We start from the raw sequence: 23,470 nt of genomic DNA on the forward strand, positions 1-23,470 counted from the left end.
AGGGTTTTCAGTAACGGTCCACACTTTCGCTTAGCGTTACTGTGTGTAAATTCGCGGCGGCGATGGCATCCAGCAAGGGCGGCAGCACTTCCAGAATCACCGGTTGGCCGGTATTGGTGCGGGCGGCATTGCTGTCGTGTAACAACAGGATGTCGCCTGCTTTCAGGTCTTTCAATAGTTTTGTCAATACCACCTGCGGATTGCGCTCCACAGTATCAAAGCCGCGCCGGGTCCAACTCGCCAATTGTAAATCGAGCCGATTGAGTACCGGGTCCAGGAAAGGATTGCGCAAACCGACGGGTGGCCGGAAAAATCGGGGGCGGATGCCGGTCACTTCAGTCAGAGCATCCTGCGCCGCGTTTAGTTCGGCTAACCAGCCTTTTAGCAACAGAAACGGCAGATGGTATTGGTGGCGCATACTGTGATTTTCCACCGTGTGCCCCCGCTTGACAATGTCCCGGCACAAATCCGGGTAGAGTTGGGCTTTTGCGGCGATGCAAAAAAAAGTCGCTTTGGCGTTGTAGCTGTCCAATAGATCGAGCACGACGGGCGTGATGTCGGGATCGGGGCCGTCGTCTATGGTGATGGCAATTTCGCCTCGTGCGGCGGCGGCTGGCGGCAGCGCAGTCCAGTTCGAGCCAGCCCAGGCACAGCGCGGCCAGAGCCCGGCAAAGGCTAACAGCAGCTGGTCGGCAACGATGATGGTCAAAGCCCAGGGCCAGACATCAGGTTGGATGGCTATCGCCACTGCTGCAGCTACTGTCAGCATAAATGAAACTTTCATCAACGCCGTCGGCTGCCAGTTTCGGTAAGCGGAAAAACTCATGCTTGATGGGGTTGAGGGCTAAGTCTATAGGCGTCGCCGGTGCCGAGCAGGGCGGCGATCAGGTTTTTCTGCACTTCAGAACTGCCGGAAAACAGCCGTCCGGCCAGTGCGTCCTGAACCAATTGGGCCATCACACTCCCGGATTCCAAGCTCGCCGCGCCCATAATCTGCACCGCATCCAGGCTGGATTGCAAGAAAGCCTCGGCCGCATAAAGTTTGGTTTGCGCCGAAGCCATCGTCAGCCGTTGGCCGGCATCGCACAGCCTCGCACATTCACCTAACCACAGGTCGATCGTATCCAAACGCAACTTCATATCGGCAATCCTATGGCTGATGGCTTGATGGCGACCGAGATGCACACCGCCGGAACGCCTTTCCCGGCTGTAACGCACCACTTCGGCCAACTGCCAGTCCATGCTGCCGGCAATGCCGGCAAACACAAAGGCCCGTTCGTATTCCAAGGCTTTTTGAATCATCTGGGTGCCGGCCCCGATTTTGCCCAGCAGACGATCAGCGTCGAGCCTACAATCCTGCAAAATCACGCTGCCGGTGGCGCTGCCCCGGCAAGCGTTCAACGCCGCGTCATCGCTGAAACGGCAGCCGTCATCATCACGGGAAACCAGAAACGCGCAAATCTTGCCGGCCAATTTGGCGTACACCACCAAGTAATCGGCCACGGGTGCGTTGGTGATGTAACGCTTCTCGCCGTTCAACAGATAACTATCGCCGCTCAACTCTGCTTTAGTCGTCATCGCTTGCACGTCCGAGCCGCAAGACGGCTCGGTGATCGCATGCCCACCCAGCCATTGTCCGCTTAGTAAGGGCGGCAGAAATTGCCCTTTCTGCATCTCGTTGCCGTACAACAAAATAGGGAACGCCGAGCCCCACACATGCGCGTTGATCGCCAACATCAGGCCGGGATCACGGCAAGCTTGTCCGAGTTGACGATGGCTGGTGACTAGCGCGGCAAAGTCATCGCCAAAACCGCCAATGGCTTGGGGAAGGGCATGGCGGAACAGGCCTAGCGCGGCGACGGCGCGCAAGCGAGAAGCGATTTCGGCGGTGTTAGGCGGGCCTGCATAAGCAGCAATGCTGGAAAAATCAGGGGCTTTAGTCATGATTGAGTTTTATCGTGTTTTTATGACAGCGTTAATCGGCGCAGCCAGATTATATCGTTTGTATCGTTCCCACGCTGCAGCGTGGGAATGCCGCTCCAGACGCTCCAGCGTCACGGCTACCAAGTATCGATATCGATCAAGCCACCCAATCCCGCATAGTTCGCAGCACTGGAATAGCGCCAATGCTCAGGCAAATTCACATAACCCCGCTTCACCGGATTGGCGTGAATATAATCCAGTTTCTCCCGCATCATGGCTTCATTTAGAATCAACTCCGCATGCACGCCTTCCTGCCAGAACTGAAACTCCCGGTCATGTTTATGCGCGCATTTGGCAAAGCGCAATCTCTGCAATAAGTGTTCGGCTCGTTTCGCTTGCAGGTGATCGATAATCCGCCGCGCGGTATAGGCTTTGAAACTGGCAACGCATTTATCCAGCGTGGCACTCTGAGCGATGAAATGCAGATGGTTTTCCAGGATCACGTAGCCATAGAGTTTGAAGCCGACTTGTTGCCGTTGAAATTGCCAGCAGTCAAGCAGGATTTGCACGGTTGCCGGCCGGGTAAAGACCGGCAGCCATTCCACAACCGTGCAGGTCATGAAATGGGCTTGCTGGGGTTCAGTGATGATGTAACGACTTTGGGCCATCGGCTGTTTGTGGGTTTAGGACGCTGGAGCGTCCGGGGCTGCGTTCCCACGCGGAGCGTGGGAACGATAGAATGTGATGTTCGCTAATTCCTGTAACTCGCGAGCCAAGATTTCAGTGTTTCAAAGTCGTGTAGCCCAATACCGTATTTCAGAGGAGTTGCAAAATCTATCGCATTCTTGGTAAAGAAGGAAGTCGTCACAATCACACCTTTTGTAGCACGCTCGGAGTTTGTAACCCCATGAATCGCTCGGACCACTTCTACTCCTACCTTATTCTTTGGTGCGTATCGCTTACATTCAACCAAATAAAGTAAGCTACCGAGCGCATCGGAACGCGCAGCTAGGATATCTCTCCCGCCATCACGAGTTCGCGGGGTAAGTGTAGGTTCGAAACCTTGAGCCCGAAGCAATTCGGCAACAAGTTCTTCGAACCGCCGAGGATGCAGGTCATAAAGAAGTTCGGGGTGCTTGGCGAGATGGCGGATCAGTTCGTCGTTAACTTCAGCTACTGAACGCACTAATCCCGGGTCTGCGGCACCAGTCCCAACAGAATAGAGAAGAGGATATACATCAGAAAGAGGGGCATACGTTGTATACCCCTGTGCAAAACTTCGTTTGGAAAACGGATAACTCACAAAGCCGCGCGGCTTTCTCTCGCCTATGGCTTCTTGTTCGTTTTGCTCCATATGTTCAGTGCAAAGAAACGGGCACGTGTAGTCTTGCTCGAAAAACTCTTCGTTTTGGAAAGGGTAGTAATCGTAGAGATACACCTCATAATCAGCCAAGCGGGTACATTCGGCAGCAGAACACTTCCGCCCGGATTCATAGCTAAAATGCTTGATAGGTTCGATCATTGGCATGAGGCCAGAAAAGTGGTTATGAAGTTTCCGAATGTCATATCTAAATGTCGGTATCTTAATGAAGAGTCTAACTTCCGATTGCTGCCCGATTCCAGGTTCATGTTTGCGTCTCCATAAACGCTCGCAATTGCTGAAAATCCAACTTCCCATTCGCCAATCGAGGCAACTCTTCCAAAACCAGATAACGACTCGGCTGCATATAGGCGGGCAATTGGCGGCTGAGTGACTTGCGAATCTCGGCGATGCTCATTCCCGGTTCTAAAACCACTGCCAAAGCTGGACGCTGGCCGGCTGTGGGGTCGTCTATGCCGATCACGGCGCAAGCTTTGACTCCGGGGATGGCATTCACAACCGCCTCGATTTCCGCTGGTTCGACGCGGTAGCCGGAGCATTTCAGCATGCGGCCCAAACGGCCATGGAAGCGGTATTCATTTTGTTCCAGGCTGGCGCGGTCGCCGGTGGCATACCAACCGTCAGCGCTCATAAAAGACTGCACGTGACCGTCGCGCCAGTAGCCGCTGGCTAGCGTCGGTCCGCGTACCCTTAGTTCGCCGGTGTCGGCGGAGATATGCAGTTCGCAGCCGGCGGCGGATAGGCCGATGGGGATGGTTTGCTCGGCGACCAAGCGCTCGCGTTGTACCGGCCAGTAACAGCAGACATTCGTTTCGGTGGGGCCGAAGAAATTGTATAAGGCGGTCTGCGGCAAACTGGCGGCCAGATCGATCAGGGCCGGGGTGGGGAACACCTCGCCGGCGAAAATAATAAAGCGCAAAGCCGCCAGCGGGGTTTGCGCCAGGTTGCCTTTGTAGGTGAGGAAGGCCAGCAAGGACGGCACTGTGTACCAACCGCTGATGGCTTGTTCGTTCAGCCAGGCGCTCAAGCGAGCCGGGGCCATGGTCAAGCCGGCCGGGATGAAATGCAGGCTGGCGCCGCTGCCTAATACGGCGTAAAGATCGAAGGTGGATAGGTCGAAGAAAAACGGCGCGCTGCTAGCGATGCGGTCGTCAGGGGTTAAGGCCAGCAAGTCGGCGGCCCAGGATGTGAACGCCAAAATCGCCCGATGACTAAGCGCTACGCCGCGCGGTTGGCCGGTGGAGCCGGAGGTATACAAAATCGCCGCCAACGCTTCGGCGGGAATATCAACGACTGCGGGATTCGCGGCGGCGCAAGCGTTGATGTCCAGCCACAGGCTTTCATCCAGCCAAGTTGGTACTGCGCCGGTTCCCAATACCGTGTGAACCTGAGCGTCGGCGACGATAAAGTTAAGTCTGGGTGCCGGGTTTTTTAAATCTAAAGGTACATAGCAAGCACCCGCCAGCAGAACGCCGAACAATGCGCAGGCGGCATCGATACCACGATCTAGATGCACCGCGACCGGCTGGCCGGGCTGTACGCCCTTCGCTTGCAAGGCAGCGGCGACGGCTTGTGCCTGTTGCAGTAATTGCCGATAGCTGAGTTGCCGATCTTGCTCTTGCAAAGCCAGGGCGTCGGGTTGGTGTTGGCATTGGTGTAGAAAGGGTTCTAGCAGCATGGGTGGCAAATTCTAAAAATAATGTACTTATCGCTCCCACGCTCCAGCGTCTCGAACCGCTGGAGCGGTTCTAACTGCATTCCCACGCCGGAGCGTGGGAATGATGGAAGAGTATTATGGGCTATTCAATAACTCGACATTCATCCGCGCAATCACCGCATCCAGCCACGCTTCGTCGATTGCTGGCGCTAAGTAGCTATAGGACAAAACCAGCTTGCCGTCGAGCTGGCTGGCCAGCAGCGCCAAACCGGGCGGCAAAGTCATCCAGCACATCAGGGATAGATTGCTGACCGGCACACCGAGAAAGCCTTTTTTGCTCCAGGACAAGTCGCCGATGTCGGAAAACCACAGCGAACTCAACTCGCCGCCGCTGTGTTGTTTGCGCAGCACTTTGGCATACTTTTCGGGTGACAACCATTGCCCCAGCCACATCAGCGGCAGGTAGGCCAAGTCCAGTTCATCTCGCACCACTTGCTGATGTTCGCTGAGTAAGTGCGCAAACAAGCCTGTTCTATCCCGCACCTGCTCGCGCGTCGCGCGGGCAAACAAGCAGCCGATATGGTTGCCAAATACCGGCGTTGGCGCATTCTGCCGCCGCAAGTTAAAAGCATAAGGGATGCAATAACCGTCTTTTGCGGCCGGCGGGCCGACCAATTCCATGGCCCGCATAAAGCAGCCCAGATAGTACAAAGTGCGCCCGGTCAAACCGGTAGATTGTTGTGCCAATTTGGCGATGCCTTGCGACTGCTCGGCGTCGAAGCGCTGTACTTTTAACTGCAGGCGTTGCGGCCCTTGTTCAACTTGCGTGGGCAGGCAGCTATTCAGGCTATTGGCAGCGGTGTTATGGCGTTTGGCTTTGAAGAATAATTGCAGTTTTTTCCAGAAACTCCATTGCGCCAGTTTGGCTTCGATCAGCGATGGCGAGTCTTTGAAACTGTCCGGTTTGTCTGAGGACAAGAAATCCAGCAATATCTTGCAGCCTCGGGCATCTAATAGTGGATGCAGCCAGATCAGCAGCAGAGTGCCGCCTTCCGCCCCGGCTATCCAGTGTACGGTCAGCGGCCGGGATTCCGGACGATTGAAAATATCCAGCAGCAATTGTTGCGATTGCTCTGATTCGTCGGCACCGGGCCGGCATTGATGCAGTTCCAGCGCTATGGGGTTGCCGGTAGCGACCCAGGCGAAACGCTTGCCGCGCGGCTGAATGATGGCTGAGGCTTGCGGAAAGCACTCCACCAGCAAATCCAGGCGCTTTTGCAGGGCCGGCAAATCCGGCGTGTCAGCCAATTGCAAGGCAAACCCGCAATATCCGCCCGGCATGCCGGCGTTGCGGATTTCCTGGTCGAGTACGAAGGTAAAATAATCGCCCGGATTGAACAGTTTCTCGGCAAGGTCAGTCATCAAGCGTGGCCGCTGCGGCGTATCCAGTTTTCCAGTGCGTTCAGGCTACTGACGTTATCCGGCTCGATTTCGGTGTCCGGCAGCGATACGCCGAATTCTTTCTCGGCGAACATGATCAGACGCATGATGCCCATGCTGTCCAGGCCGGCGTCCAACAGGTTGTCGTCATCGCCGAATGCAGCTGGATCTTCGTGGTAAATCAGTTCGGCGAAGATGAAATTCTTGAGTTTTTCCTTCATGGCATCGAATGGGGTTGGGTTGTGAGAGTAAAGAAAATGTACTAGAAGGCAACGATACTATCGTTATGCCAAGTCCGACGAGAACTTCTGTAAGGCAAAGCCCCAGCGCGGGACTTTACGGCAATAGTCGTTATAAGACGCCCCAAATCGGCTGGCTAGGCCCGGTTCTTCGTGAAACACCACAGAGGTATGGAAAAACAGCGCAATCGAGGCCGCATAAATTAACAGGGCCGGGCCGGCAAACAGCAAACATTCAGCCAACAACAGTAGCAGAACGCCTTGAAACATGGGGTTGCGAGTGCGGCGGTAAAGCCCGGTGACGACCAGTTTTTTGGGTGGATCGATTGGGGCAGGGGTGCCCAGGCCTTCTATGGCAAAATCCCAGACGCAGCGTAGATAAATGGCCGAACCGAGGATCAGGCAGATGCCGGCTGGCAGCGCCCAACCCGGATTAGCCGGTTGCAACTGACCGCTAGTATCGGAAAGCAAGCAGTAGGGAATATACAAAAGCACCGCGCCGGGAACGAGCAGGGTGAATAGTAGGATCTTGAAAGCAAGGAAAGGGCGCACGTATCTGTTTCGGGATCGAAAATAAGTGAACGGTGTAGATTTCGGGCAATTTTGGCATTCCCCACGCCGCAATCCAAGTGATTTTGAACCTCCTTGGGAATTTGTGTAGAATCCGGGGTTTGTTAATGGAACTTAAATAGCCATGTCAGATGACTTGATTAGCCAATTGAAAACCATGCTTATCGAGGGCTTGCTCCTGGAAGACATTGTCCCGGATGATCTGTCTGCGGATGATGCTTTATTCGGCGGCGGATTGGGATTGGACTCCATCGACGCGCTGGAAATTGGCGTGATGCTGGATCGTCAATACGGCATCAAGATCACCTCCGGCGACGAACGCAACAATCAGATTTTTCTCTCTCTCCGCTCGCTCGCCGAATTCGTTGCTGCAAACCGTATCCGTTAAGCATGGGGAATGTTATCAAGCCGATAGCCATTGCCTGCCTAATTATTGCCTATCCCTTTCTTAGCGCTTATCTGGCTGGTCTCGGTTTTGCCAGCTTAGAGCTATTCGTGTTCGCGGCGCTGACCCTATGGCGCGGCATTTCCGCAAGCCGCTTGTTGGCCCGATGGGGTAGTTTTTTATTGGCCGCCGTGTTGTTGGCCGGTGCCTATTTCGCCAACGCCTATTTCATCTGGTTGCTCCCCTCGTTTGCCTATTTGTGGCTGACATTCTTGTTTGGACATACCTTGTGGTCGCCGCCTTCTTTTATCGAACGCTTGGTGCGTTTGCAGTTTCCCGAACTAGTGCCGGGCATTGCTGACTATTGCCGGCAACTGACCTGGATTTGGACTGGGTTTTTTGCCGCCAATATAGGCATTTGCGCTGCGCTGCCGGCTCTTGCAGGACAAACTGCTTGGGCACTTTACACCGGTGTGTTGGTGTATCTGTTGATGGGCATGCTGGGAACTGGCGAATGGTTTTACCGGCATAGGCGTTTTCCCGATCTGGAGATTCCGCCGGCGTTGGAAACTTTTAAGTGCATTGCCATGAATGGGCATAAGGTCTTCAAGGGATGAACGTCAAACTCGGCGGATATTTGCTCTTGGCTTTATTGCCAACGCTGGGATGGGCCGATGAAGCCTTACTAACCGAGCTGTTGGCTCGCATCCGCCAAACCGGGCAGACGCAATTTAAATACGAGGAAACCCGCGTGCTGGAGCTGGCCGCGTCGCCCTGGCATGGGCAAGGTTATATGCTGTCTGGCGCTGATGGCAGTCTGGTCAAATTGCAACTGCAGCCGGCGCGGGTGATCATGGCCATCACCGAACAGCGTATGTATTATTGGGATCCCGAGCAAAACCAACGCCACAGCGCGGCTTTGGGCGCGGCGGGTCCCGCAGGCGATCAAATCGCCGTATTCCGTTCCATCCTGCAAGGCCACACTGAAGAATTGCAGCTTAACTATGCCATCGCCGCTGAAAAGCAAGGCCCGCAATGGACTTTGCGGTTGACGCCGAAGCCGGAGCTGAGCGGTGATGATCTCGCTTCTATTGAAATATCCGGCGATGACAAAGACGAGCAACGGCGCATTTTAATCAAACAGCCCGACGGCGAATCCACCGAGTACCGGATGCAGAAAGCCACTGAAGCGCAGCAACAGGAATATTCCATCCAGCGTTTGCTGCTGGAAGCCAGCGGAGAATAAGCCGTGTCTTTTGTTTGGAGAAAGCGCTGGTTCATGCTGTTGTTTCCGCTGTTGTTGGCGGTCACTTTCTGGCAAATCCGCGTCGAAACCGACCTGAACGCCTTTTTTACCGCCACCGACGACGAGGATTCCAGGCTGCTGTCCGGCTTGTTAAAATCCGGCGAACTATCGCGGCGTTATTTGTTAGTGGTCGAAAAAGCCGAGCAAGCAAGCTCGACCGGCCAAACCAGTATCCCGGAAAATCCTGTTTCGATTGCCGAGTTTAGCGCGCGACTGGTGCAACAGCTCGCCAAACGGGATGATGTGGAACAAGTATGGCCGGCAGACCAGCCGCCGCGCGACTGGATAGCTGCCGTAGCCTCTTATGCGCCTTACCATGCCCGCCTATTCAGCCTTAACCCTGCAGAAGATAGCCACGAATTGTTCGATTCCGGCCAGCTGGAAGCCAAGGCCGAAGGTCTCAAACAAGCGCTGCTTTCGCCCCAGGGCGGCTTCGTCAAAACCGTCGCCAAGCAGGATCCTTTGCTGCTGTCTTTAAACGGCTTCAAGGATTTGCAAGGCCAATTCCAGCAACAAGCCCAGCTCGGTAGTGGCGGTGCGTTGATTTTGCAAAGTCGGCCGGCCGCTCTTGATTCCGAAGCGCATATTAGATTGCAAGCGGCGATTCGGGCCAGCTTCGCCAGCTTGAATACCGCTGCCGGCGGCACGTTCCGGCTGGCGATGGCCGGGGTGCCGGTTTTCAGCGTGGCCGCGCAAAGCGAGATTAGCCAGGATGTGACGTTGGTGTCGGTGGTGTCCAGTCTCGCTGTGGCCTTGGTGTTTTTATTTCTGTTTCATTCCTTTTCGGCTTTGCACTGGGTGATGATGGTGCAGGCCGCGTCTTTTGTGGTCGGCACCTTGGCCACCGCCTTGGTTTTCCCGCAGGTTCATAGTTTGACGTTGGCCTTGGGTGCCAGCTTGATCGGCATTTCCTCCGATTATCCCATTCATGTGATGGTGCATTGCGCCAAACACCGCAACACGCCGCTATCGGCGGCCAAGCTGTTGTGGCCCAGTCTGTTAATGGGCGGCTTGACCACCGTGATCGGTTACGGCGCCTTGGGCTTTACCGGATTTCCCGGATTCGAGCAAATTGCGGTGTTTGCTCTGGCTAGCGTCGTCGGGTCTTTGGGCTTGACCCGCTGGGTGTTGCCGGCCTTGCTGGTCAATTCCTCGCTGCATTCCGCGCATTTGCCCGGTATCGCCGCTTGGGTGGATTTCTGCGGCCGTCACCGGAAAGTCTTGCTGGGCTTGTTTGCAGTCAGCGTGCTACTGGCCGGGTTGTGCCTGCCGCAAATCCGTTGGATGGACGATATGCAGAAGCTGGCTGTGGACATGGATTTGTTGAAACAGCAGGATGCTGCGGTGCGTGCGCATTTTTCCAGTATCGAGCCGGGCCGCTTTGTGTTGATACAAGCGGACGACTGGGAAACCGCGCTGCAACGATCCGAAGCCGCCGAACGGCGTTTGAAAACCTTAAAACAAGCCGGAGTCGTCAGTGCATACCACGGCCTGTTTCCCTGGTTGGTGTCCGCACAGTTACAAACCGAAAACGCCCAGGTTTACGAACGGGCTTTAACGCCGGAATTTCGGCAAGCCTGGCAAGCAGGATTATCCAAGGCTGGTCTATCGGTCGAGAAGCTGGGAGCTTTATTGCCCGCTTCGGCTGAAGTATTGCAACCCGTTGCAGTAATGGATTCGCCGGTGCGGCACATCCTGTCCGGACAAATGCTGGCAGGGGATAATGGCGTGATATTGTCGTTGTGGCTGGGCGAGCACGATCCCGACAAACTGAGTGAAGGCTTGGCCGGTTTGGCCGGCACGCGTTACTTCAGTCAAAAGGATCAATTAGATCACTTGGCCGGCAAATATCGGGACCGTTCCTTGGTGATGCTGGGCATAGGTATTGGGGTGATGGCATTGTTTATCTGGTTGCAGGAACGCAATCTACGCAAGGTGTTTTTGACCTTGCTGCCTTCCGTGGCTGCCGTGCTGTTTATTTTCGCCACCTGGGCGCTGATGGGCGAGGAAGTCAGTTTTCTGCACGTGATTGGCTTGTTACTGTCGGTGTCGCTGTGCGTGGATTACGGCATATTTTTTATCGACAATCGCGGCAAGGATGCCGATGTTACTTATCACGCCATCGCCTCATCAACGCTAACCACGTTGGCGTCTTTCGGCGCTTTGGGATTGGGCAAGACGCCAACCTTGCCAATTCTGGCACTCTCGGTAAGCTTGGGTGTGACCCTGGGCTTTCTACTCTGCCCTTTACTGATCCAAAAACCCAGCAATCAATGACCTTGTCGCCGCTGATCTCTCCCGTCGCCGTCACGGCCTACCAGTGCGTCAGTGCTGGCGGCGACGATGTCGAAGCCTTGTATACCAGCCTGATCGCCAATCGTACCTGTCTGAGCCCTTTAACTCTATTTGCTATTCCTTTCGAAACCCTGGTGGGCGAGGTCAGGTCAACATTGCCGGCAATTCGTTCCAGCATGCAAGCCTACGACTGCCGCAATGCCAGATTGGCGTTGAAAGCTTTGAATCAAGGCGCTTTCCGCACCGACCTCGAACGAGCAAGAGCAAGTTACGGCGCGGGGCGAGTGGGTTTGATATTGGGTACCAGTACCTCAGGCATTTACGATTCCGAAAACGCCTATGCGCGGCTGTTGCAGGAAGGGGCCATGCCCAAGGATTTTGAGTTTCTGCAGGTGCAGACGGCTCAGGCTACCGCCGAATTTTTGCAACGGGAGTTAGGCTTGCAAGGGCCTTGCTACGCCATATCCACGGCATGTTCTTCCAGTGCCAAGGCTTTGGCGGTGGGGCAACGCTTAATCGCCACCGGCTGTTGCGACGCGGTGTTGGTGGCTGGGGTGGATAGCCTGTGCCGTTTGACGCTACGCGGCTTTAACAGCTTGCAGTTGATTGCGCCGGATGCCTGCCGGCCTATGGATGCCGACCGTCAAGGGATCAATATAGGCGAGGGCGCGGCCTTATTGTTGCTGGAAAAACCAAGCGCCGACAACGCCGGCCGGCCCCGACTACTGGCGGTGGGCGAATCCTCGGATGCTCATCATATGAGTGCCCCGCATCCCGATGGCGTCGGCGCCGCTACAGCTATGGCTCAGGCCTTGCGACTGGCGGGGCGGGAAGTGGGGGAAGTCGATTACATCAACCTGCACGCGACCGCCAGCTCACTCAACGATCAGTCCGAAGCCAGGGCCGTCGTCAGCTTGTTTCCCAACCCGCCGCCTTGTAGTGGCGTCAAAGGATTGCTGGGTCATACCCTGGGCGCGGCCGGTGCGGTGGAAACGGTGGTCAGCCTGTTGGCCTTGGATCGCGGCTTTTTGCCCGGCACCTGCGGCTTGCGGCAGCCGGACCCGCAATGTCTATTCTCGGTGATCGCCGCACCGAACCTGCAAATAAATCCGCGACTGATATTGAGCAATGCCTTTGGCTTTGGCGGCAACAACGCCAGCGTGTTACTGGAGGCGGCGTGATGCAATACATGAGTTTACTGGGCTTTGGGGTCTGCGCGCCGGATACTGAGTTTCGGGACAGTTTGCCGTTTCCGGCCTTTGATATTAATCGCGAAACCATTCCGCCGCTGTTGCGGCGGCGTAGTAGTCAGGCGATGCAAATGGCATTCAGCGCTGCGGCGGCAGCTTGCGAGCATGCCCGGCGTTCGCCGGCCACGCTGCCGTCGATATTTGCCAGCGTGGCCGGCGAAATAAAGACCACCGATCAGCTTTGCAGCGAGTTGGTCAAAGCGGATGGGGTGATGTCTCCCAGCGCTTTTCACAATTCCGTGCAAAACACCGCAGCCGGATATTGGAGTATTGCCCAGCAATGCACCCAGCCGGCCAGCGCGTTGGCGGCAGGAACAGACACCTTGGCGATGGCCTTGCTCGAAGCTTGGTGCCAATTGGCTTGTCAGGGCGGCGAACTGCTGCTGGTTTGCTACGATGAAACCTGGCCGGCTTATCTAGCGCCGAATAGAGGCAATCCGGCTTTTGCCTGTGCCTTGGTTTTAGCGGCAGGAAATGTAGACAGCAGTGTCGTTCAAATAGGCAGGCCGCAAGCCGGAGAGGCCATTTTTTCGCCTGCCTGGATAGCGTTGACGGATGGCATGCCGATTTTGGCGGCCATTCCTTTACTTGCCGCGAGTTCAGTTGGGGCAGGGGCGCAGACCATAGCGCTGACGCCAAATACTCCTGGTTGGCAAGTTGATGTAGTAGGCAGGAAATAATCAATGGCTCTCAACTTAAAAGCAGGCAATGGTGAAACTATGCTAAGTGAACTACTATTGACCGCTACCAAAACCAAGCAAAAGGTATCGCTATGAAACACTATAAAACTTTGGCATTCGTCGCCGCTCTGGCGCTGGGCGCAGGCTGTGCATCCAGCAACAAAGCGCCTTCTCAAGCGGCCGCTCCGGCAAGCACCGCACCCGAGTCGCGAATTGACGGTAATTTCCCGGCCAATAGTCCGTTCGCCAAACTCAAGCTCGGTATGACACAAGGCCAAGTCCACGAAATTCTCGGTCAACCCACCGATACCAAGTCTTACCAAACCGGCAAAGCCTGGATCCCGTTTTATTTCGGCCCGGATGTGATGCGGACCGATGAGTTTTACAAAGGCGTAGGCGTTATTACTTACACCGGTGCCGGCATCGGCGGCGTGCATTGGACCGTGTACCGAGCCATTTACAACACCGCCGAAGACGGTTATCCGAACGATTAACAAAACGATGCTCGCCAATAAACAAAACGGTTTTGACTATGATGTGGTGGTCGTCGGTGGCGGCCCGGCCGGTTCGACGGCCGCGACTTTGTTGGCGCAATATGGTCACAAGATTTTGTTGTTGGAGAGTGTTAGGCATCCGCGCTTCCATATCGGCGAATCCATGTTGCCGTTTAGCGAACCGGTCATTCAACGTTTGGGCATAGATTGGAGTGCGGGCAACCTGTCTAAAAGTGGGGCGGTGTTCATAGACGAAGCGACCGGACAGCAGATGTATTTTCCGTTGAGCATACACCGCAAAACCTACCAGATTGAACGTGGCCCTTTCGATCAACTGTTGTTTGAAAACGCCGCGAAACACGGCGTCGAAACACATCAGGCAGAAAAAGTCTTGGATGTTTCCCGCCAGCCGGCAGGGGTTGATGTCGTGTCAGACAAGGGTCAATACCGCTGTCGTTATCTGATCGATGCCACGGGCCGCAGTGCATTGATGGGTAGGAAAGATAAGGCCATCAAACGTATCGAAAATTTGGGCAAGTTTGCGGTGTATAGCCATTTTGAGAATATTCAGGCGGGTGCGGAGGCCGATGAACTGTTCCGCACCGGCAATATTTATGTGCCGGTCGTGGATATAGGCTGGATCTGGATCATCCCACTGGCCGGGCGGCGCGTGAGCGTGGGATTGGTGGTACAAAAAGAAAGGCCCAAAGACGGTGATGCAGAAGATTTGTTGCGCCGTTATCTGGCGGCTTCGCCGATCTTGAACCGTTTGTTGGCCGGGGCAGGGCAATCCGCGCCGGTGCGAGTAGAAGCCGATTTTAGCTACACCAACCAAAGCCGCTATGGTTCCCGCTACGCCTGTTGCGGCGATGCCGCCGGCTTCCTTGATCCGGTATTTTCCTCCGGCGTATTTCTGGCGCTCACTAGCGCCGCCCGCGTTGCTGATCGCGTCCATCAAGGATTTGCAGCGGGGTGTGAAGCCGATCCCGAGCTTCACACTGAAGATGACCAAAGCTACTTGCTGGGTTTCAACACCATGCGGCTGTTTGTGGAACGCTTTTACCAATCCAACATCGTCCATAATTTGTTCTTCGAAGCTGACCGAGCCCCCGATTTGAAAGCCCAGATTGCCCAGTTGCTGGCGGGAGATTTATGGGTCGACGACAACAAACTGCAACAAAGTCTGCTGGCCGGTCGCCGCAGTGTAAGTTAGTTTTTCCGGAAACTTTGATCCTTCGCTGGTCAAGCAACGTTTTTACCTCCCCAAACCATCTAAACCCACCGCTAAAACATCAGATTTTAGTCGGCGCTGTTGATGGCCCGCAAACACTGCCGAGAAATGCGAATATCTAAGCTGACGGCTTCGTTTTTAGGCTAGCGACACTCGCGTTTTTCTGGCTGTGCTAGTCTTTAGGGCTTTCGACTCGGACGAATCACCATGCGCGTTAATCGATCTTCATTGGGGCCAACGCTGCTCAGCCTGCTGGCGGTGGTGGTTTTCGGCTGTCCGATTATCTATACCGTTTTGTACCACCCGATCAGCCGCGTGGCATCGGCCAATCCCTTGTACAAGGAGTTGTCCAAGAACGCTTTTATGGTAATGTCCGCTAAAGTGGATTTGGCAGCCGGGCGCTTGATCAGCTTTGACGATGCTGCCGGCAAACTGCAGATCAGCAGAATCGTCGGTATGCCCGGCGATGAAGTCGGTTTTACGGCCGGTGTATTGTCGGTTAACGGCAAACCGGCCGCAGAATATCCGCGGAATACATTGCCCAATTCGACCTTAATCGTGCCGCAACAAGCCGTTTTCTATTTCCCGGACTTTATTCCCGACACTGCAGAGTCCGTGAATCCCGGGACATTAGCGAACCATCTACTGGCGCAGAGCAACATAAATGCAAGCGTGCTTTATGTATTCGATCAGGCTACGTCGGCGGCCCAGCACCCGGAACTGTTCGTTTACGGTTCGGCTTTGATTGCACTCTATGGCTTGGTATTTTTCGGACTGGGCAAGCGTAAGGAGCGTATCGTTAAACCGGTTTATTACTTGGCACGGATTAGCGTTGGTTTGAATTTTGCCATCTGGTTATTGCTCGGAGTCATAGGCCTATCGGTGGGTTATCAAGCCGTCATGCCGGCCATTTATTATGCGTTTGTTTCCTGGTTGACGTTTTTTGGCTTATCTGTCGCCACAGCGGGCACGACGCTGGTGGTGATTGTGATATTCGCGGTGTTGGCGTTATTTTCCGATACCGAATTTGCAGCCAAGCGCCTTAACCCGTAGCCTGGAATGACAAACGGCCAAACTCTGCTAAGCTTGGCTCTCCGCTTTCCCGCCCATCTCTTTAACAGGACAATCCTAAGCCAATGGATGCCATGCTTTCTTTAATCGAAAACGTCGAAAAAGTCATTATCGGCAAACGGCCGGTCATCGAATTGGCCGTGGTCGCGATGCTGTGCCGCGGCCACGTGCTGCTGGAGGATGTACCCGGCACCGGCAAGACCATGTTGGCCAGGGCATTAGCCCGTTCGGTGGCGGTGGACATGAAACGCCTGCAATGCACCTCGGATTTATTACCGTCGGACATTACCGGCGTCGCCATCTACAATCAAAAAACCGCCGATTTCGAATTCCGGCCGGGGCCGGTATTTACCCATTTACTACTGGCCGACGAAATCAACCGGGCCACGCCGCGCGCGCAATCCGCGCTGCTGGAATGTATGGAAGAGTTTCATGTCAGTGTGGACGGCCATACTCATGAACTTCCCCAGCTGTTTATGGTGCTGGCCACCCAAAACCCAATCGATATGGCTGGCACCCATGCCTTGCCGGAAGCGCAACTTGACCGGTTTTTCATGCGCTTGCGGATGGAGTATCCCAGCATCGAACAAGAAATGCGGATACTGGCGGCGCAAGCCCAGACTCATCCTATCGACAGCCTACCGGCCGTCACCTCGGAAGCCGACATTATGGCGGCGCGCGCACAGGTCAAGTCGGTGCATATCAGTATGGACGTAGCTAAATATATGGTCGGTATCAGTGCCGCCAGCCGCCAGCATAGCGATTTGCGCTTGGGTATCAGCCCGCGCGGCACCTTGGCTTTGGCCCGAGGTGCGCAAAGTTTGGCTTATTTGCGCGGCCGGGATTTTGTGTCGCCGGATTTGGTGAAAAGCATCGCCCCGGCCATTTTGGAGCATCGCCTGATCGTCAAACCGCAAGCCGCGGTATTGGGGCGCAACGCCGGCGAGATTCTCGCGGAAATTCTCGACCGGCTACCGCCGCCGGTGGTTTGATCGTTAGTCCGCAATGGCGCTGAGGCTGAAATTTTTAATCTTGTGCGGCTTTACGCTGACCGCGTATTTGGCGGCGATCAGCCGCGAACAGAGCTTGCCTTGGCTGCTCGCCGCATTGCTAAGCGCCGCCTTGTTGACCGGCATGTTTTGGCCGCACTGGTTGCTTCAACGGTTGTCGGTACGGCGGGTTGGGCCGCAACGGGCTCTGGAAGGCGAAACCATTGTGTTTCGGGTGGACCTACAAAATCGCGGCTGGCTGCCGCGCTTCATGGTGGAGTTGGTCGACCGCTTGCCTTTCGTCGGTGCCGCCGAACAGGGCGCCAACGATGGCGACAAATTGCTGGGCAGCGTCGCTTACGTGCCGGGCCGCGGTGCGCGAAGTTTCGATGTACCCTTGCAGTGCGAAAAACGCGGCTTTTATAAACTGGGGCCAATGGGCTTGGCGTCCAGTTTTCCGCTTGGCTTAGCTGAAGCGCGCAGCCGCGCCGACCGTTCCCTGCAAACCCTGACCATTTATCCGAAGGTCTTTCCCATCCTATCGCTGCCGCTGTTCGGCGCGCCCAGCCAGATTCACCGAGGCGGTTATTGTCTGCCGGAAGGCGCTGGTGCGGCGGAATTCTCCGGCCTGCGAGAATACCGGCGCGGCGACAATCCTCGGCATATCCATTGGCCGACCACGGCGCGCTTGAATGAGTTGATGGTCAAGGAGTTCGAGCCTTTGGCCTCGGCCTGCATTTGCATCGCCCTGGATTTGGGCAGAGACGCCAATATCGGCCAAGGTAAACACAGTACGGTGGAATACGCGATACGCATCGCTGCATCCGTGGCGGGCTATGCCTGTAGCCAGAATATGCACAGTCGCCTGTTAGCCGATGCCAAGCGACCGTTACATATTCTCTCCGGGAAGGGCGACTTTCATTATCAAACCATTCTGGATGCATTAGCCGTCGTCGACGCGGACGGCAACACGCCCTATGCCACATTGCTGACCGAAATTGCCTTGAATTGCGTGCGCGGGGAAACGGTATTGCTGCTATTAGCCGAGCCGCCGCACCGCAATGCCGCGACCCTGCAGGCGCTAGCCTTACTGCGCGCCAAAGGTGTGTATTTGTTTGCGGTCATATTCGAGCGCGCCAGCTTTTTCGCCAGCGCCAATGGGGGAAAAACGCGCATGGACGACCAGAAGCTGGCTGCCGGATTAACGGAACTGGGCGCGCATTGCCTCACGGTGCGGCGAGGTGACGACCTGACGGTGCTGTTTAACCAATGAACGCATCTCGGCTCAATTTTTCGGTCTACCTGGGACTATTTTTAGCGCAATGGCTGGCGGTCGTTTGTAACGCATTTTTGGATATCGAATACGGCAGCTTTGCGAAGGAAATGTTGTTCTGGGGTGTGGTATTCGGCATTACATTGTTCGTCGGTTGGCGGCAAAGCCATAGAACCACTGCGGTCGGCAAGGTATGGCAAAAAGGCGTGTTGTTTTTCGGCTTGCTGTTGTTCGTGTTTGCTTTTATGCCGCTTTGGGGGTTGCCGCGCGCCGGCTTGTATCTTTTGGCGATGTTACAGGCGTCCTACAATTGCGTCACCACCGGACGGCGTGAAATGAATTTGGGCTTGTTGGTGTCGTTGGCGATCGTGTTGTTCGCCGCCTCGCATTACCGAGCCGACTGGACCCTGTTGTTTTATCTGGCACCCTATATCGTTGTGGTGGTGTTCTGCCTGGTTGCCGAACAAATCCAGCGGCGCGGTCAAGACTTAAAGCGCTTGAGTTTGGGCACACCTAGCAGCCAGGGGCAGGGTGCAGCGATTCTGGCGGCCACGGCCGTCATCGTAATGATGGGGGGCGGGCTCTATCTGATCACACCGCAAATCAACTGGCCTTATCTCGACTGGCGTTTCGGGCAAGTCAGCTTACATGATTCTGGGGGCGATACCGAGCAATTCGGCAGCGGCAGCCAGACCGGTTCTGGACAGCCAGCCGAAATAACGGCTAGCGACCAGCCGCCAGGTACGAGCGGCGGAGACGGGGAGGGCCAACCACTGCTGGCCGGCAGCCGTTGGCCAAGTCCGGCAGAGATGCGCGCCGCTGCCAAGCGAATCCATATGCCGGCCTGGCAAGCGGCGGCGATTAACGGTATGGCTAACTTTAGCGAGTCGGCAGAGCAGGTGTTGACACCGGTCGCTGCGGTTGTGTTCGATTGGTGGGAGTGGTTGAAACACTGGTTGCGCGAGCACTGGCTGGCGGCGTTATTGGGTTTGCTGGCATTGATTCTATTGGCGATTTTCCTGGCTTTTGGGGCATTATTGCGGGAAATCCCTTGGGTACTTTGGCTAATAACTCAATGGGATTATTTGCGTTTGGGTGTAATCGGTCGCCATGCCAGAGGCGAAACCGCTGCCCACCAGTATTACCGGGCGATGTCGCGCTTGTTCACGTTGCACGACGTGCCACGCGCCGATACCGCGAATACCCGCGAATATCTGGCGCAAATCAGCCGCCGGCATCGCGATGCGCGGGGCAGTGCGGCGGAAATCACCGGATTGTTCGAAGCGGCCCGTTACGGCGACAAACCGTTGGCGGACGCGCATATTCGCCGCATGCGGCAGTTGTACCGCACTATTTATCGACAGCTTTAATACGGCCAGTGCCATTGGTCGTCTTCGGGCCGATCTATGCCGTGTTCGTAAGCGTAGTTGCGGCAATCGATTTGCCGGTCACGCAGTTTTTCCTTGACGTGCGCGCCGTTTAAAATTCAGCATCTTTCGAGTCACGCAGCGAGAAATCTAAGACCTCGTTAACGTTTCACCGGTAACAACCAATTAGTCTTTGTCTTCCGCCTTTAGACTTTGCAAATAAAGCGCTTCAACCCGCTGTCTTGCCCACGGCGTCTTTCGCAGAAACTTCAGGCTGGAGGCCATGCTGGGGTCTTTGGCAAAGCAGTTGATGTCGATGCGGCTAGCCAATTCCGGCCAGCCGTATTTTTCTACCAAACGAGTCAGCAGCATTTCCAGCGTGATGCCATGCAGCGGATCTTGTCGGCCGGATTTAGTCATCGCCGGCTTCGCCCGGCTTGGTGTCGGCTTTTTTCACGCGGATGCGGTTGCCGTCCATTTCCAGGCCGTTCAGGGTTTTGATGGCGGCCTTGGCGTCGCCGACTTTGGGCATCTCGACAAAGCCAAAGCCTTTGGAGCTATTGGTGTCTTTGTCCATCACCAGCGAGCAGGATTGCACGCTGCCGTGTTCCGCGAACATCGCCCGCAGTTCGGTCTCGGTGGTGGTGCGGGGCAGGTTGCGTATCAGTAATTTCATGAGTTTGCTTATTTATGCTAAAGGTTCGCAACTATACAACTTATCGGATTGGGCTTTTTTGCTAAATACGTGCTGTGCTGTAATCGGTTTAAGTTTTGTCGGTTAAGCGACAATAATACCGCTAAGCATCGCCCAGCGATATGGCATAAACGCGACAATTCGCCGCGTCGGGTGCTTTCGCTAACAGCCTGTTCCCGTGGTGCGATTATTGCTGCAGTGTAGTTTTCCACCACCGGATCGGTACTATGCGCTACGAACCTTACCAAGAAGAATATGTTGCGGCTCAAACGATGAGCGATGAAGAACTACTGGAATATTTTATGTATCGTATCGTCGAGATGGATGAAGTCTGGGGGTTGAAAGAAAGCCGGCAATGGATTTTTAGGCTGGTAGACGGCTATGAAACTTTGCCGGTCTGGCCCTACCGGCGCTACGCCGACGAGGCGGCGGTTGGTGAATGGGAAAACATGATAGGCGTGGCTGAGACGCTGGATTTTTTTATGTATCAGGTTCTGAACAAGCTGACGGAGCAGGGTGTGCTGGTGGAAATCATGCCCAGAAAAGCGGCTGCCGGCTGTCTGATCAGTCCGCAACGGCTGTTTAATTTTCTGGAAAGCATGCGAGAGTCGCGCGACTTTGTGGTGGATGACTAGCGCGGCAACTGGGTTTTTCGGCCGTCATGCAGAGGCAATCAACTAGCCGTTATCAGGAACGGCTTAGGCGTTCAGTGAGGTATCGACCCCGGTAAAAATGTTAGAGTAAACACCTAATGAGCGGTAAACAGAGGTGTTATGCAATATAGGGTCTTCTCTCTAGTTAGATGTCTGGCTACGTGTCTGTGGCTGACAGGCCTGATTCCTGGAGGGGCGCAGGCTGATGTTTATCGATTATCGGTCTCGGGAAAGTCCATCAATCTGATTGGTGAAGCTCAGCAGGCCGTGCTTGCTGACGAAGCGCTGCCTGCGCCGACCTTGCATTGGCGGGAAGGCGAGGACGTCACTCTGCACGTCAGCAATCAACTCAAGCAACAAACCTCGATACACTGGCACGGCATCGTGTTGCCTTACCAAATGGATGGAGTGCCGGGCATCAGTTTCGACGGGATAGCACCCGGCCAAACCTTTACCTACCAATTTAAAGTTAAGCAAAGCGGCACCTACTGGTATCACGGCCATTCCGGCATGCAAGAGCATCAGGGCTTGTTTGGGGCGCTGATCATAGCGCCGCAACAGGAACAGCAAACGGTGGATCGCGATTATGTGGTCATGCTGTCCGATTGGTCGCGCGCCGATCCGGACCGGACTATGGCACGCCTGAAAAAGCAAAGCGACTATTACAATTTTCAGAAGCGTACGGTCGGCGATTTTTTTGCGGATATACAGCGTTTGGGTTTTTGGGAAACCCTTAGCGACCGGCTGACTTGGGGCGAAATGCGCATGGAGCCCACTGATCTGGCCGATGTGACCGGCGCCAATTACCGGTTTTTGATCAACGGTCAAACCTCGGAAATGAAACCACTATATCTGTTTAAACCCGGCGAAAAACTGCGTTTGCGTTTTATCAACGCCTCGGCGATGACGCATTTTGATGTGCGTTTGCCGGGGCTGAAAATGCAAGTGATAGCCGCCGACGGGCAACCGGTCGAGCCGGTGGATGTCGAAGAGTTTCGCATCGCGGTGGCGGAAACTTACGATGTGTTAGTTCAGCCGCAAACCGAGCAGGCTTACAGTATTTTTGCCGAAGCGATGGATCGCAGCGGTTATGCTAGCGCGACACTGACCCCGCGCGCGGATCTGCAAGCCGAGTTGCCGGCGATGCGGCCCATGACCTTATTGACCTTGGCGGAGATGGGCGGCGAGCATGCCGGCCACGCAGCTCATCAAGCATCTGCTCAGCCGACTGCCGACGATGAGCTTAGCCACGCGTATACTGAACAGTCAGCCATGCCTGACCACACCAAAATGGAACATGTCGGCCACCAGCAAATGCCCATCGGTAGCGGTGATGCGGCAAAGCCCTTGAGTTATAGCCAGTTAATCGCCACGCAGCCCAATCACGCGCTGATGGAGCCGCCGGACCGGGAAATCACCCTGCGTTTGACCGGTAATATGCAACGCTATATTTGGTCGTTCGACGACACCAAATTCGCCGATGCCGAGCCGATCCGGGTGAAATTTGGCGAGCGGATTCGCTTTACTTACGTCAACGAAACCATGATGAACCATCCCATCCATATCCACGGCCTCTGGCAGTACTTGGACAATGGTAATGGCATGTACAACCCGAAAAAACATGTGATCAATGTTAAACCCGGCACAAGCGTCAGCGTCGATGTGCCGGCCGATGCGGAAGGCGAGTGGGCTTTTCATTGCCATTTGCTGTATCACATGGATACCGGCATGTTTCGGAAATTGATCGTGGAAAGGGCGGAACATGTGCATCAGTAAACTTGTACTTAACCCCCGGAATGCCTGGTTTTATCTGGCGCTGTTTTGCGCCAGCGCAGCGGCGCACGATACCGCGACGATTTTTAATCATTTCAAGGCCGATAGGTTGGAATACGAGGGCAATCAAGGCTTGCATCTATTCAAATGGGATGTGCAAAACTGGACCGGCACAGACGAAAACAAGCTCTGGTTGAAATCGGAAGGCGATTATTCCGCCGACCAGAATATCTTTGGTCGCGCCGATTTGCAGGTGTTGTACAGCCGTAATATCGACACTTTTTGGGATTTTCAAATCGGTGCCCGGCGAGCAATAGAACCGGAACGTACCTTTGATGCGGTAATCGGCTTTCAAGGGCTGGCACCGTATTTCATCGAAGTGGACAGCGCGATGTTTATTAACGAGAAAGGCAATGTATTGGGGCGTTTGACCTTGGGTTACGAAATGCTGTTGACCCAACGTTTGATTTTTCAGCCGCGTGTGGAAATCAACGTCGCCGCACAGGACATACAAAATCGCGGTGTGAAAGCCGGTGTTACCGAATTTGAGGCGGGTTTTCGCTTGCGCTATGAAATCGAACGCGAGTTTGCGCCCTATGTGGGTATGGATTATGTCGAGGAAGAATCGCTACGCGAACATCAGCACAGCTTGCGCGGTGTAGTGGGCGTGCGGGTTTGGTATTGATTGCCGCGACGCCTTTTTTAAGTGTGACTGAATTATGAACCGTATCGAACAAAGTTTTGTCGAAGCTAGTGCTTGAGTAAAAAAAATAACTAAGTGGCTTTAATTAAACAGGAG

25 protein-coding genes are annotated in these 23,470 nt (G+C 54.9%); 15 read left to right on the top strand and 10 right to left on the bottom strand.

Going from position 1 to position 23,470, the window contains the following annotated elements; translation table 11 throughout:
* Positions 1–7: 7 nt before the first annotated feature.
* From EBA_RS08105 to EBA_RS08140, 8 genes are all read right to left on the bottom strand, one after another.
* Positions 8–826 carry a polysaccharide deacetylase family protein gene (locus tag EBA_RS08105; protein ID WP_192374178.1) on the bottom strand — a complete coding sequence of 273 codons (819 nt, stop codon included), beginning with the start codon at positions 824–826 and terminating at the stop codon, positions 8–10.
* Positions 823–1,944, bottom strand: a complete 1,122-nt coding sequence (locus EBA_RS08110) for an acyl-CoA dehydrogenase family protein (protein ID WP_192374179.1) — start codon at positions 1,942–1,944, stop codon at positions 823–825. Before EBA_RS08110 ends, EBA_RS08105 begins: the two co-directional genes overlap by 4 nt.
* Positions 1,945–2,060: 116 nt before the next feature.
* Positions 2,061–2,591 carry an REP-associated tyrosine transposase gene (locus tag EBA_RS08115; protein WP_192374180.1) on the bottom strand — a complete coding sequence of 177 codons (531 nt, stop codon included), beginning with the start codon at positions 2,589–2,591 and terminating at the stop codon, positions 2,061–2,063.
* Between the two features lie 83 nt (positions 2,592–2,674).
* Positions 2,675–3,445, bottom strand: a complete 771-nt coding sequence (locus tag EBA_RS08120; RefSeq protein ID WP_192374181.1) for a restriction endonuclease — start codon at positions 3,443–3,445, stop codon at positions 2,675–2,677.
* 103 nt (positions 3,446–3,548) lie between these two features.
* Complete coding sequence (locus EBA_RS08125; RefSeq protein WP_192374182.1) at positions 3,549–4,982, bottom strand: AMP-binding protein; 1,434 nt, start codon at positions 4,980–4,982, stop codon at positions 3,549–3,551.
* A gap of 114 nt (positions 4,983–5,096) precedes the next feature.
* On the bottom strand, positions 5,097–6,383 hold the full coding sequence (locus EBA_RS08130; protein ID WP_192374183.1) for a hypothetical protein: 1,287 nt from the start codon (positions 6,381–6,383) through the stop codon (positions 5,097–5,099).
* Positions 6,383–6,622: an acyl carrier protein gene (locus EBA_RS08135; protein WP_192374184.1), complete on the bottom strand. Its 240-nt coding sequence runs from the start codon at positions 6,620–6,622 to the stop codon at positions 6,383–6,385. The genes EBA_RS08130 and EBA_RS08135 overlap by 1 nt, the downstream gene beginning before the upstream one ends.
* Positions 6,623–6,685: 63 nt before the next feature.
* Complete coding sequence (locus EBA_RS08140) at positions 6,686–7,111, bottom strand: methyltransferase family protein (RefSeq protein ID WP_225616026.1); 426 nt, start codon at positions 7,109–7,111, stop codon at positions 6,686–6,688.
* Positions 7,112–7,334: 223 nt separating this feature from the next.
* Between EBA_RS08140 and EBA_RS08145 the strand changes: the two genes are divergently transcribed.
* From EBA_RS08145 to EBA_RS08200, 12 genes are all read left to right on the top strand, one after another.
* Positions 7,335–7,598 (top strand): phosphopantetheine-binding protein, encoded by a 264-nt coding sequence (locus tag EBA_RS08145; protein WP_192374186.1) that lies wholly within the window; start codon positions 7,335–7,337, stop codon positions 7,596–7,598.
* Between the two features lie 2 nt (positions 7,599–7,600).
* Positions 7,601–8,212: a COG4648 family protein gene (locus EBA_RS08150; protein ID WP_192374187.1), complete on the top strand. Its 612-nt coding sequence runs from the start codon at positions 7,601–7,603 to the stop codon at positions 8,210–8,212.
* Positions 8,209–8,841 carry an outer membrane lipoprotein carrier protein LolA gene (locus EBA_RS08155; RefSeq protein WP_192374188.1) on the top strand — a complete coding sequence of 211 codons (633 nt, stop codon included), beginning with the start codon at positions 8,209–8,211 and terminating at the stop codon, positions 8,839–8,841. Before EBA_RS08150 ends, EBA_RS08155 begins: the two co-directional genes overlap by 4 nt.
* Before the next feature lie 3 nt (positions 8,842–8,844).
* Entirely contained in the window at positions 8,845–11,178 is a 2,334-nt protein-coding gene (locus EBA_RS08160) for an MMPL family transporter (RefSeq protein WP_192374189.1), read from the top strand.
* Entirely contained in the window at positions 11,175–12,377 is a 1,203-nt protein-coding gene (locus EBA_RS08165; RefSeq protein ID WP_192374190.1) for a beta-ketoacyl-ACP synthase, read from the top strand. Before EBA_RS08160 ends, EBA_RS08165 begins: the two co-directional genes overlap by 4 nt.
* On the top strand, positions 12,377–13,126 hold the full coding sequence (locus EBA_RS08170; protein WP_192374191.1) for a beta-ketoacyl synthase chain length factor: 750 nt from the start codon (positions 12,377–12,379) through the stop codon (positions 13,124–13,126). Before EBA_RS08165 ends, EBA_RS08170 begins: the two co-directional genes overlap by 1 nt.
* A gap of 92 nt (positions 13,127–13,218) precedes the next feature.
* The gene (gene bamE / locus EBA_RS08175) at positions 13,219–13,620 is read left to right on the top strand and encodes an outer membrane protein assembly factor BamE domain-containing protein (protein WP_192374192.1); all 402 of its coding nucleotides are present in this window, start codon (positions 13,219–13,221) and stop codon (positions 13,618–13,620) included.
* Positions 13,621–13,627: 7 nt separating this feature from the next.
* Positions 13,628–14,833: an NAD(P)/FAD-dependent oxidoreductase gene (locus tag EBA_RS08180; protein ID WP_192374193.1), complete on the top strand. Its 1,206-nt coding sequence runs from the start codon at positions 13,628–13,630 to the stop codon at positions 14,831–14,833.
* A gap of 225 nt (positions 14,834–15,058) precedes the next feature.
* On the top strand, positions 15,059–15,904 hold the full coding sequence (locus EBA_RS08185; RefSeq protein WP_192374194.1) for a S26 family signal peptidase: 846 nt from the start codon (positions 15,059–15,061) through the stop codon (positions 15,902–15,904).
* 83 nt (positions 15,905–15,987) lie between these two features.
* Complete coding sequence (locus EBA_RS08190; protein ID WP_192374195.1) at positions 15,988–16,914, top strand: AAA family ATPase; 927 nt, start codon at positions 15,988–15,990, stop codon at positions 16,912–16,914.
* A gap of 13 nt (positions 16,915–16,927) precedes the next feature.
* The gene (locus tag EBA_RS08195) at positions 16,928–18,184 is read left to right on the top strand and encodes a DUF58 domain-containing protein (protein WP_192374196.1); all 1,257 of its coding nucleotides are present in this window, start codon (positions 16,928–16,930) and stop codon (positions 18,182–18,184) included.
* Entirely contained in the window at positions 18,181–19,554 is a 1,374-nt protein-coding gene (locus EBA_RS08200) for a DUF4129 domain-containing protein (RefSeq protein ID WP_192374197.1), read from the top strand. The genes EBA_RS08195 and EBA_RS08200 overlap by 4 nt, the downstream gene beginning before the upstream one ends.
* 183 nt (positions 19,555–19,737) lie before the next feature.
* Here the strand turns inward: EBA_RS08200 and EBA_RS08205 are convergent, their stop codons facing one another.
* Together EBA_RS08205 and EBA_RS08210 are read right to left on the bottom strand one after the other, a co-directional pair.
* Positions 19,738–19,971, bottom strand: a complete 234-nt coding sequence (locus EBA_RS08205) for a VF530 family protein (RefSeq protein ID WP_192374198.1) — start codon at positions 19,969–19,971, stop codon at positions 19,738–19,740.
* Entirely contained in the window at positions 19,964–20,227 is a 264-nt protein-coding gene (locus EBA_RS08210) for an RNA recognition motif domain-containing protein (RefSeq protein WP_192374199.1), read from the bottom strand. Before EBA_RS08210 ends, EBA_RS08205 begins: the two co-directional genes overlap by 8 nt.
* 245 nt (positions 20,228–20,472) lie before the next feature.
* Here EBA_RS08210 and EBA_RS08215 point away from each other — a divergent pair, with 245 nt between their 5' ends.
* The 3 genes from EBA_RS08215 (at position 20,473) to EBA_RS08225 (ending at position 23,356) form a co-directional block, all read left to right on the top strand.
* Positions 20,473–20,880 (top strand): DUF2750 domain-containing protein, encoded by a 408-nt coding sequence (locus EBA_RS08215; RefSeq protein WP_225616028.1) that lies wholly within the window; start codon positions 20,473–20,475, stop codon positions 20,878–20,880.
* Positions 20,881–21,018: 138 nt separating this feature from the next.
* Positions 21,019–22,674 (top strand): copper resistance system multicopper oxidase, encoded by a 1,656-nt coding sequence (locus tag EBA_RS08220; RefSeq protein ID WP_192374200.1) that lies wholly within the window; start codon positions 21,019–21,021, stop codon positions 22,672–22,674.
* On the top strand, positions 22,661–23,356 hold the full coding sequence (locus EBA_RS08225; RefSeq protein WP_225616031.1) for a copper resistance protein B: 696 nt from the start codon (positions 22,661–22,663) through the stop codon (positions 23,354–23,356). Before EBA_RS08220 ends, EBA_RS08225 begins: the two co-directional genes overlap by 14 nt.
* Positions 23,357–23,470: the final 114 nt, after the last annotated feature.

This window comes from Methylomonas albis (assembly GCF_014850955.1).
Classification (GTDB): domain Bacteria; phylum Pseudomonadota; class Gammaproteobacteria; order Methylococcales; family Methylomonadaceae; genus Methylomonas; species Methylomonas albis.